Source organism: Phenylobacterium sp., from assembly GCF_035309685.1.
GTDB lineage: Bacteria > Pseudomonadota > Alphaproteobacteria > Caulobacterales > Caulobacteraceae > Phenylobacterium.
In genome coordinates, this window is the sequence record NZ_DATGEX010000037.1 from 22,905 (window position 1) to 32,428 (window position 9,524).

Here is a 9,524-nt window from a genome sequence, read left to right on the forward strand (position 1 = left end):
GAGAACCGATGGCCGACCCCAAGCACATCGTCCGCACCGGCGGGATCGACTGGTCCCAGGTCTGGCGCGGGCGGCATCCGTTCAATCCGGCGTCGGACATGGCCATGGTCCCGCTGGGCGATCCGGCGGGCATGAGCCAGCTGGGCGCGCACCTGATCCGCATCCCGCCGGGCAAGGAGAGCTTCATCCCGCACGCGCACAGCGTCTCGGAGGAGTTCGTCTTCATCCTGGAAGGCGCGGGCGAGATGGTGCTGGACGGCGTCGGCCATCCGGTGGGCCCCGGCGACTTCGTGGGCTTCCCCATCGATGGGGTGGTCCATTCGCTGAAGTCGAAGGGCCCCGGCGACCTCGTCTACCTCACCGCCGGCCGCCGCGACCCGATCGAGGTCGCCGACATGCCGACCATCGGCCGGACCACCGTCTTCCGGAACGGCAGGATGGAGCTGTTCGGCGAGGGCGACGTGGACCGGCTCAGCCAGGCGGAGTGGATGGCGCGGACGAGGATCGTGGACTAGCCAAGGTACATCGCCGCCAGGAACGCGGCCCCGGCGGCCAGGGCGCCGGCGGCGAACCACAGGAGGGCGGGCGCGCCTCGCGGCGCCGGTTTCACCTCCACCGTCGTCGTCACCGGCGGATTCTCGATCAGCCGCGCGAGGTTGCGCATGGCGGTCGCCGCCTCGTCGGCGAAGCGGCGGATGCGGGCGGCGGGCGAGAGCTCGCGGGCCATCCAGCGGCGCACCACCGGGTCGGCGGCGGTCCAGATGTCGTGGTCGGGCTGGATGCGGCGGGCGACGCCCTCGACCATGGTCATGGTCTTCTGCAGCAGCACCAGCTCGGGCCGCAGGTGCATGTCGTAGAGCGCGGTGATCTCGAAGAGCTGCATCAGGACCCGGCTCATCGGCACTTCGCTGGCCTTGCGGCCGAACACCGGCTCGCCGACCGCCCGCAGCGCCTGGGCAAAGGCCGAGACGCTGTGGTGGGCCGGCACATAGCCGGCGTTGAAATGGGTTCTGGCGACGCCCTCGTAGTCCTTGTTGAGGAAACCCCAGAGGATCTCGGCGAGGTAGCGCCGCTCCGGCGGCCCGATGCGGCCGATGATCCCGAAGTCCACCGCGATCAGCTGCGACGGCGCCGCGGCGAACAGGTTCCCTTCGTGCAGGTCGGCGTGGAAGACACCGTGGTCGAGCGCCTGGGACAGGAAGGCGCGGATCAGGTTGTCGGCGGTCGCCTGCCGGTCGAGGCCGGGCTGGATCAGCGCGTCAGGGTCCGACAGCGGCCAGCCGCGCGCCCATTCCATGGTCAGCACCCGCTTGCCGACGCCTTCCCAGACGATCGGCGGGGCGGCCATGTAGCCGTCCAGCGCCATGACCTGGCGCAGCTCGTCGGCGCCGGCGGCCTCCAGCCGCAGGTCGAGCTCCAGCGTCGTGGCGCGGATCACCGTCTGGGCGAAGGCCACCGGCTCCAGCCGCCGCGCCAGCGGGATCCAGCGCGCGATCAGCCGGGCGGCCAGCATCAGGCTCTCGGCGTCGTCGGCGACGCGGCCCTCGATGCCGGGGCGCAACACCTTCACCGCGACCTTGCGCCCGTCCTTCAGCCTGGCCTCGTGCGCCTGCGCCAGGGACGCCGAACCGATCGGCTCGCCGAACTCGGCGTAGAGGCTCTCGACGGTGCGGCCGAGCGCGCGCTCCACCTCGGCGCGGGCGAGCGCCGTCGGGAACGGCGGCAGCCGGTCCTTGAGCCGGCCCAAGTCCTGCGCGAACTCGGCGCCGAAGAAATCGCCGCGCGTCGACAGCATCTGGCCAAGCTTGGTGGCCACCGGCCCCATGCCCTCCAGCGAGCGCGCCAACCGCTCCCCCGGCCGCCCGCTGCGCGCGCCCCGGCCCGAAAACAGCCGCAGCGTCCTGGCGATGGTCGCCACGGACGAGGGATAGGCGTGGTCCAGCTCGCGCGGCAGCAGGGCGTCGTTGCGCACCAGCACCCAGACCGCGCCGGTCATGCGGCCAAACGCGCCGAAAGCGCCCATGTCGCTAGATCACCCGGCCCGTGTGCAGGGCCGCCACGCCGCCGGTGAAGTTGGTGTAGTCCACCCGCGCGAAGCCGGCCTGCGCGATCATGCCGGCGAATGTCCGCTGGTCGGGGAAGCGGCGGATGCTCTCCACCAGGTACTGATAGGCGTCGCGGTCGCCGCCGACCCGCGCGCCGATCTCAGGAATGAGCTTGAAGCTGTAGGCGTCGTAGGCCTTCTGCAGGGGCTCGGTGATCGGGCGCGAAAACTCCAGACAGAGGAACCGGCCGCCGGGCTTCAGGACCCGCCGCGCCTCGCGCAGGGCGGCTGCGATATCGGTGACGTTGCGGATCCCGAACGAGATCACATAGGCGTCGGCGCTGCCGTCCGGCAGGGGCAGGCGCTGCGCGTCGCCCACCGCCCAGGCCATCTCCGGTTCGGACCCCTTCTCGCGGCCGGCGGCGATCATCTCGGCGTTGTAGTCGACGACGAACACCTTGGCGTCGTCTCCGCCCCGGCGTTGCTGCACGCGGCGGGCCATCCTGGAGAACCGCCGCGCCATGTCGCCGGTGCCGCCGGCCACGTCGATGATGGTCTCGCCCGGCTGCGGGTTCAGGCGCGCGGCGACCGCGTCCTTCCACAGCCGATGCACGCCCCCGCTCATCAGGTCGTTCATCAGGTCATAGCGCTTCGCCACGCGGTCGAAGACGCCCCGCACCAGGCCGGGCTTGTCGCTAGCGTCCACGTCGCGGAAGCCGAAGGTGGCGGCAGGTCCGGTCATAGGTTGAGCCTCTTAGCCTTCCGCCGGCGCCCCTCCAAGGCCCTTGGCCTCGGCGCCAGCCCATGCCAAGCCAGACAAATGCCCGAACTACCCGAGGTCGAGACCGTGCGCGGCGGACTGGCGCCGGTGCTGGAAGGCCACCGGCTGGCCCGGGTGGAAGCCCGCCGCCCCGACCTGCGCTTCCCCCTGCCGCCGAACTTCGTCCAGGTGCTGACCGGGGCCACGATCACCCGGCTTGGGCGGCGCGCGAAATATCTGATGGCCACCCTGGACCGCGAGGACACGCTGGTCATGCACTTAGGCATGAGCGGCCGGTTCGAGATTTCGCGGCCTGAGGGGCCCGAACGCCCAGAGCGGCCCGGCGAGTTCCACTACGCGCCCGACCCAGACCCCAAGCACGCGCACATCGTCTTTACGACCGAGGAAGGCGCGCGGGTGACCTACTACGACCCGCGCCGCTTCGGCTACATGGCGCTCGTCAACACCGCGACCCTGCATCTGCACCCGTGGTTCGCGGGCCTGGGCCCAGAGCCCCTGTCCGACGATTTCGACGCCGCGCGCCTGAGGGCGGCCTTCAAGGACCGCCGGCAAGGGCCCAAGACCCTGCTGCTCGACCAGCGGATCGTCGCCGGCCTGGGCAATATCTACGTCTGCGAGGCGCTGAACCGCGCCCGCATCTCGCCCTTCCGCGCGGCCGGCGGGATTTCCCGGCCGCGGCTGGAAAAGCTGGTCGCCGAGATCCGCGCGGTCCTGACCGAGGCGATCGCGGCCGGCGGATCGACTCTGCGCGACTTCGCCCAGACCGATGGCGCGCTGGGTTACTTCCAGCACCGCTTCCGGACCTACGACCGCGAGGGCGAGCCCTGCTGCAACGATCCCTGCGCCGGCGTCATCGCCCGCCAGGTCCAGGCGGGGCGTTCGACATTCTACTGCCCCGTTTGCCAGACATGAGGTTCGCCATGAACCGCGTCTGGAAGACTCTCGCCGGCGCGTTCGCCGCCCTCGCCTTCGCCGGCGCCGCGGTCGCCGAGCCGCCGGTGTGGGTGGTTAAGGACAAGGACTCGGAGATCGTGCTGTTCGGCTCGATCCACGTCCTGCCGCCGGGCCTCAATTGGACGCCGCCGGTGCTGGAGCGCGCCCTGAAGGCCGCCGACGACATCTGGTTCGAGCTGCCCATCGACGCCCAGAGCGAGGCCGACACCGCGACGCTCGCCACCCAGGCCGGCGTGCTGCCGCCGGACGGCTCGCTGTTCCGGCTCCTGAGCCCACAAGACAGCGCGCTGATGAGCAAGGTCGCGGCGGCCTATGACGTCTCGCCGGTGCTCGTCGATCGCCTGCAGCCCTGGCTGGCCGAGATCGCGCTGGCCGGCGGCGCCTATCGCCGGGTGGGCGCGGACGCCAACGACGGCGTCGAAAAGACCATCTCCGCCATGGCCACGCCCAAGGCCAGGCGTGAGGCCTTCGAGACCCCCGCCGAACAGATCGGCCTGCTCTCCTCCGGCACGATGGCCGAGCAGATCGCGTCCCTGCATGAGACCCTGCAGGAGATGGACGAGAAGCCAGACGAATATCAGACCCTGCTGAAGGCCTGGATGAACGCCGACATCGCCACGCTCGACGCCGAGGCCATCAAGCCGCTGCGCGACGCCTCGCCCGCCCTGTTCCGCCGTCTGGTCCTCGACCGCAACGCCCGCTGGACCCAGGTCCTCGACGCCCGGATGAAGGGCCACGGCCACACCGTGGTCATCGTCGGCATCGGCCATCTGATCGGCCCCGACGGGGTGCCGGCGCGGCTGAGGGCGCTTGGCTATTCGGTCACGGGGCCTTAAGGCGGCGGGGCCGGCCCCAGAACCGCCCCGAGGAGCCGCGCCCAGGAGCCAGCGATGTCCGCCTACGAAACCCTGATCGTCGAAGCCCCGCAGCCGGGCGTCACCCTGATCCGCCTGAACCGGCCCCAGGCGCTGAACGCGCTGAACAGTCAGCTGCTCGCCGAACTGTGCGCGGCCCTGGACGCCGCCGAGGCCGACGAGACCGTCCGCTGCGTGGTGCTGACCGGGTCCGAACGCGCCTTCGCGGCCGGCGCCGACATCAAGGAGATGTCGGACAAGTCCTACGCCCAGATGTTCACGACCGACTTCTTCGGCCCGGCCGCGCGAAGGATCGAGGGCTTCCGCAAGCCGCTGATCGCCGCGGTGGCGGGCTTTGCGCTGGGCGGCGGCTGCGAGCTGGCCATGCTGTGCGATTTCATCATCGCCGCGGAGACCGCCAAGTTCGGCCAGCCGGAGATCAATCTGGGCGTCATGCCGGGGATCGGCGGCACCCAGCGGCTGCCCCGCGCGGTCGGCAAGGCCAAGGCCATGGACATGGCGCTCACCGGGCGGATGATGGACGCCGCCGAGGCCGAGCGCGCGGGTCTGGTCTCACGCGTCGTGCCCGCCGACAAGCTGCTGGAGGACGTCCTGGCCGCGGCCGGCAAGATCGCCGGACAATCGCCGCTGGCGCTGGCCATGACCAAGGAGCTGGTCAACGCGGCCTTCGAAACGACGCTCGCGACCGGCGTGGCCATGGAGCGGCGGCTGTTCCACTCGCTGTTCGCCTTCGACGATCAGAAGGAAGGCATGGCGGCCTTCGTCGAAAAGCGGCCGGCGGCGTTCACGGGGAAGTAGGACAGTCGGCGGGAGGCGCCGGAGGGTCAGGAAGGAACGACCTTTGGTGCGTAGGCCGAGGCCTGTCCGCGGGACAGCCTCCTCAGGGGAAAATGGCGCGGGGTAAAAAAGCCCTGCTCGCATTGACCCACCGCCCTTCCTCCCGTATATCCGCGCCTCCAATTTTACCCGCCCGGTCCGCCGGGCGCGTTCGCATGAAGAGTTCCTGAGAATGGCCAATACGCCCGGCTCCAAGAAGGCGGTCCGCAAGATCGCCCGCCGCACCGAAGTCAACACCGCCCGCCGCTCGCGCGTGCGCACCTACCTGCGCAAGTTCGACGAGGCCCTGACCTCGGGCGACGCGGCGGCCGCCAAGGACGCCTTCGCGAAGGCCCAGTCGGAGCTGATGCGCGCGGTCACCAAGGGCGTCGTGCACAAGAACACCGGTTCGCGGAAGGTCTCGCGCCTGGCCGCCCAGCTGAAGAAGATGGCCGCCGCCTGAGCGGCCGAAACGAGCGCCTGGACGGCGGGGTCCAACCCCGCCTCTCCCATAGGAATTGATCGACCGGAACGGCGCCCCATCGGGCGCCGTTTTCGCGTTTTGGGCGAGCCTTCGGCCGACCCAGGGGGTGCGACACCTGCGGCGAATCTGCTCAGCGCACGGAACGCTGATCGGCGTTTTCCTTGGCCCTAAAAGGGGTAAGCGCGAGTCAACGAAAATATCGTCTTGAGCGTTTAAGAATCACCGTTGACCGGCCCCGGCGCCCCATTAGTGTCGGCCCTTCAACAGGCGTCTTTCATCTGATCCCGGATCGAAACGGGGCGCCGGCGAAGCGCAAGCGTTCGCCGGATAAGAGCCTGTTTGTGTTGAATAATAAGGCGCGGTCCCATGCGTGGGGCTGGGACCGTGACGCGGGCAGGACGGGGTTGACAGAGATGGTGAGCGGGGGGGTTGCGGGAGCTATGGCGAGCGCACCGGCCGGAGTCGTGTGGACGAAGACCTGTCTGGTCTTGAAGCGCGAGCTGGGCGAGGCGACGTTCGGCTCCTGGCTGGGCCAGGCGGCGCTTCGGGAGACCGGGGACGAGGTGTGCCTGGTCGCCGCGACGGGCGTGGCGCGCGACTGGATCGCGCGGCATGCCTGGCGGCGCATCGGCGAGCTGTGGGCGCAGAACGACCCGCTCGGCCGCCGGCTCGATCTGAAGTCGCGCATGGAGTTCGATTCCGCGGGCCTGATGGCGGCGGCGCCGGCCTTCACGACCGCCGTGGACGAACAAATTTCGGTCGCGCCTGAAGTCTTCGAGGTCGAGGCGCAGGCCGCGCCCGCCGCCGCCCGCCAGGGTCGGCTGCTGGGCCTGCAGGACCGCTTCTCCTTCGACACCTTCGTGGCCGGGCCCTCCAATGAATTCGCCTTCGCGGTGGCGAGGCGGGTGGCGACCTGGTCGGACGGCCACTTCAATCCGGTGGTCTTCCACGGCCCCTACGGCTTTGGGAAGACCCACCTGTTGAACGCGCTGGCCTGGGAGGCCATGCGCAACGAGCCGACCAAGCGGGTGGTCTACCTGACCGCCGAGAAGTTCACCTCGACCTTCGTCAAGGCGCTGCAGGACAAGCAGACCGCCGCCTTCAAGGACGAACTGCGCAACGCCGACCTGCTGCTGATCGACGACGTGCATTTCGTGGCCGGCAAGGTCTCCACCCAGGAGGAGATGTTCCACACCCTGATCGCGCTGGTCGAGGACGGCCGCCGCGTGGTGATGACCGCCGACCGCTCGCCCACCGAGATCTCGGAGATGGAGCCCAGGCTGCGGTCGCACCTGCAGGCCGGCCTGGTCTGCGGCATCGAGCCGGCGGACCGCGCCCTTCGCTTAGGGATTCTGGAGCGCAAGCTGCAGACCCTGGCGCAACAGGGCAAGTTCCTGCCGTCCGCCAAGCCCGAGGTCATGCAGTTCCTGGCCGACCGCTTCACCGACAGCGTCCGCGAGTTGGAAGGCGCCCTGAACACCCTGGTGGCACGGGTGGGCGGCGATCTCGCCCGCCTGACGCTCGACGAGGCCCAGACGATCCTGCGCCCGCACCTGTCGTGCAACGAGCGCAAGGTCACGGTGGACCAGATCCAGAAGGTCGTCTCCGAGCACTATGGCCTCAAACAGGCCGACCTGATCTCCGAACGCCGCGCCCGCGCGGTGGCGCGGCCCCGCCAGGTGGCCATGTGGCTGGCCAAGCAGATCACCACCCGGTCCCTGCCCGACATCGGCCGCCGTTTCGGCGGGCGCGACCACACCACGGTGCTGCACGCCGTGCGCCGCATCGAAGGCCTGAAGGCCGAGGACCCGTCCATCGCCCGCGACGTGGACGTGCTGTTGCGGAAGCTGCGGGGCTAAAGGGCCGAAATGCTGTAGGGTGGGCCGTCGCGCAATCGCGGCGTCCCACCTGAAAAGCCGCCCATGTCCGCGAGAGACCTCAAGGGCTCCGGCCTGACCGATCGCCTGTCCGCCGCCGCCGACGCCAAGGCGGCCCTGCTGGCGAAGCTGAAGCCCAAACCCACCGTCACCGACCCGCTGTTCGAACAGCGCGCGGCCCTGCGCGAGGCCGAGCTCAAGGCCGAGCTCAACGAGGTGCGCACCGCCCGCGCCGACGAAAAAGAAGCGGCCCGCAAGGCCGCCGCCGACGCCCTGGCCGCCGACCACGCCACCATCGCCGCCGCCGCGGAGGCGGCGCTCGCCGAGAAGCGCGGCGCCCGCAAGGAGCGCAAGCAGCTCACCAAGGCCGAGGCGCAGACCAAGCGCGACGCCCGCTACGCGGCGCGCAAGGCGCGTTAGCCGGCGGCTGCGGGTAGGTTCAGAATTTCTCATCGATGGCTGGCCCCATAGGGCCTTGTGACCGCCCCTGGGCGGGCCACTTACATCGGGGCGCCGCCTGGACGCCGACGGGAGATTTTCTGATGACCCAAGCTCACACGCGCGGCGCGGCCCTGGTGACCGGCGCCTCCGCCGGCATCGGCGCGACCTACGCCGACCGTCTGGCCAAGCGCGGCCATGACCTCATCCTCGTCGCCCGCGACGCCGCGCGACTGGAGGACCTCGCCACACGCCTTCGCGCCGAGACCGGCGTCAGGGTCGAGGTCTTCCGCGCCGACCTGACCGATCCCGCCGACCTGACACGCCTTGAGGACCGCATCGTCCGCGACGCCGCCCTCGACCTGGTGGTCAACAACGCCGGCGCGGCCCTGTTCGGGGGCTTCCTGGAGCACGGGCCCGAGCAGATCGAAAACCTGATCCGGCTCAACGTCGTGGCTGTGGCCCGCTTGGCCAACGCCGCGGCCAAGGCCTTCAACGCCCGCGGCCGCGGGACCCTGATCAACGTCGGCTCGGTGGTGGGCCTGCTGCCGGAGTACCGCAGCGTGGTCTACGGCGCGACCAAGGCCTTCGTGCTCTATCTGACGCAAGGGTTGAACGAGGAGATCGGCGGCGCCGGCGTCACCTTTCAGGCCGTCCTGCCCGGCGCCACGCGCACCGAGATCTGGGAGCGCTCCGGCCGCGACCCGTCAACGCTCGATCCGGATCGAACCATGGATGTGGACGAGCTTGTCGACGCGGCCCTGGCGGGCCTCGACAAGGGCGAGCTGGTGACCATCCCCTCCTTGCCCGACCCTGCCGACTGGGACGCCTTCCAGGCCGCGCGGCTGAAGCTGGCGCCGAACCTGTCGAAGGCGCATCCCGCCGCGCGGTATGGGGTCCGGGCGGCTGTCGAGGCGTAGGCATCGCCTCTCGCCCGAGCGCAGCGAAGAGAGGGAGAGGATCAAGGAGAGGGCGGCGTCGCGCTGAACCCTGCTCGACGGTCCAGCCATGACCCAGGAGCGGCGCCGCCGCAAACCCCGATGAACCGTCGGACCGGCTTCAAGATCCAGCCGCCCTCTCCTCGATCCTCTCCCTCTCCGCTTCGCGGGGGGAGAGGAGGCAATGAAAAGGGCGGCTGCATCGCTGCAGCCGCCCTCGTCATGTCTGCCGTGGATCGGAGCCCTTAGGCGTCCGCGCCTTCCGGCTGCTCCTGCTTGGACGACAGGTCCTCGCCGGTTTCCTGGTCGACGATCTT

Annotated in this window: 10 protein-coding genes; 8 read left to right on the plus strand and 2 right to left on the minus strand. The window is 70.1% G+C overall.

Annotation, left to right across the window (positions count from 1 at the left end):
* Positions 1 to 8: 8 nt before the first annotated feature.
* Positions 9 to 515 carry a cupin domain-containing protein gene (locus VKQ35_RS12125; protein ID WP_324361904.1) on the plus strand — a complete coding sequence of 169 codons (507 nt, stop codon included), beginning with the start codon at positions 9 to 11 and terminating at the stop codon, positions 513 to 515.
* On the opposite strand, the gene ubiB is transcribed toward VKQ35_RS12125, so the two are convergent.
* Positions 512 to 2,023 (minus strand): 2-polyprenylphenol 6-hydroxylase, encoded by a 1,512-nt coding sequence (gene ubiB, locus VKQ35_RS12130; protein ID WP_324361906.1) that lies wholly within the window; start codon positions 2,021 to 2,023, stop codon positions 512 to 514. The genes VKQ35_RS12125 and ubiB overlap by 4 nt on opposite strands.
* 4 nt (positions 2,024 to 2,027) lie before the next feature.
* Positions 2,028 to 2,786 (minus strand): class I SAM-dependent methyltransferase, encoded by a 759-nt coding sequence (locus VKQ35_RS12135; protein ID WP_324361908.1) that lies wholly within the window; start codon positions 2,784 to 2,786, stop codon positions 2,028 to 2,030.
* A gap of 78 nt (positions 2,787 to 2,864) precedes the next feature.
* Here VKQ35_RS12135 and mutM point away from each other — a divergent pair, with 78 nt between their 5' ends.
* The 7 genes from mutM to VKQ35_RS12170 all read left to right on the plus strand — a co-directional run bounded on the left by mutM (position 2,865) and on the right by VKQ35_RS12170 (position 9,189).
* A complete protein-coding gene (mutM, locus tag VKQ35_RS12140) occupies positions 2,865 to 3,737 on the plus strand; it encodes a bifunctional DNA-formamidopyrimidine glycosylase/DNA-(apurinic or apyrimidinic site) lyase (RefSeq protein WP_324361910.1) in 873 nt (290 codons plus the stop codon).
* Positions 3,738 to 3,745: 8 nt separating this feature from the next.
* The gene (locus VKQ35_RS12145) at positions 3,746 to 4,615 is read left to right on the plus strand and encodes a TraB/GumN family protein (RefSeq protein WP_324361912.1); all 870 of its coding nucleotides are present in this window, start codon (positions 3,746 to 3,748) and stop codon (positions 4,613 to 4,615) included.
* A gap of 54 nt (positions 4,616 to 4,669) precedes the next feature.
* Positions 4,670 to 5,452, plus strand: coding sequence for an enoyl-CoA hydratase (locus tag VKQ35_RS12150; protein ID WP_324361914.1), 783 nt, complete (start codon positions 4,670 to 4,672; stop codon positions 5,450 to 5,452).
* A gap of 211 nt (positions 5,453 to 5,663) precedes the next feature.
* Entirely contained in the window at positions 5,664 to 5,933 is a 270-nt protein-coding gene (gene rpsT / locus VKQ35_RS12155) for a 30S ribosomal protein S20 (RefSeq protein WP_324361916.1), read from the plus strand.
* 461 nt (positions 5,934 to 6,394) lie between these two features.
* Complete coding sequence (dnaA, locus tag VKQ35_RS12160; RefSeq protein ID WP_414692335.1) at positions 6,395 to 7,813, plus strand: chromosomal replication initiator protein DnaA; 1,419 nt, start codon at positions 6,395 to 6,397, stop codon at positions 7,811 to 7,813.
* A gap of 63 nt (positions 7,814 to 7,876) precedes the next feature.
* Entirely contained in the window at positions 7,877 to 8,251 is a 375-nt protein-coding gene (locus VKQ35_RS12165) for a DUF6481 family protein (protein WP_324361920.1), read from the plus strand.
* Between the two features lie 122 nt (positions 8,252 to 8,373).
* On the plus strand, positions 8,374 to 9,189 hold the full coding sequence (locus VKQ35_RS12170; RefSeq protein ID WP_324361922.1) for an SDR family oxidoreductase: 816 nt from the start codon (positions 8,374 to 8,376) through the stop codon (positions 9,187 to 9,189).
* The last annotated feature ends 335 nt before the right edge of the window (positions 9,190 to 9,524 follow it).

Bases quoted from the DNA above. Each gene is read 5' to 3' on its own strand.
- rpsT (WP_324361916.1), top strand. From the start codon at position 5,664: ATGGCCAATACGCCCGGCTCCAAGAAGGCGGTCCGCAAGATCGCCCGC.
- VKQ35_RS12135 (WP_324361908.1), bottom strand. From the start codon at position 2,786: ATGACCGGACCTGCCGCCACCTTCGGCTTCCGCGACGTGGACGCTAGC.
- VKQ35_RS12145 (WP_324361912.1), top strand. From the start codon at position 3,746: ATGAACCGCGTCTGGAAGACTCTCGCCGGCGCGTTCGCCGCCCTCGCC.
- dnaA (WP_414692335.1), top strand. From the start codon at position 6,395: ATGGCGAGCGCACCGGCCGGAGTCGTGTGGACGAAGACCTGTCTGGTC.
- VKQ35_RS12150 (WP_324361914.1), top strand. From the start codon at position 4,670: ATGTCCGCCTACGAAACCCTGATCGTCGAAGCCCCGCAGCCGGGCGTC.
- mutM (WP_324361910.1), top strand. From the start codon at position 2,865: ATGCCCGAACTACCCGAGGTCGAGACCGTGCGCGGCGGACTGGCGCCG.
- VKQ35_RS12125 (WP_324361904.1), top strand. From the start codon at position 9: ATGGCCGACCCCAAGCACATCGTCCGCACCGGCGGGATCGACTGGTCC.
- ubiB (WP_324361906.1), bottom strand. From the start codon at position 2,023: ATGGGCGCTTTCGGCGCGTTTGGCCGCATGACCGGCGCGGTCTGGGTG.
- VKQ35_RS12165 (WP_324361920.1), top strand. From the start codon at position 7,877: ATGTCCGCGAGAGACCTCAAGGGCTCCGGCCTGACCGATCGCCTGTCC.
- VKQ35_RS12170 (WP_324361922.1), top strand. From the start codon at position 8,374: ATGACCCAAGCTCACACGCGCGGCGCGGCCCTGGTGACCGGCGCCTCC.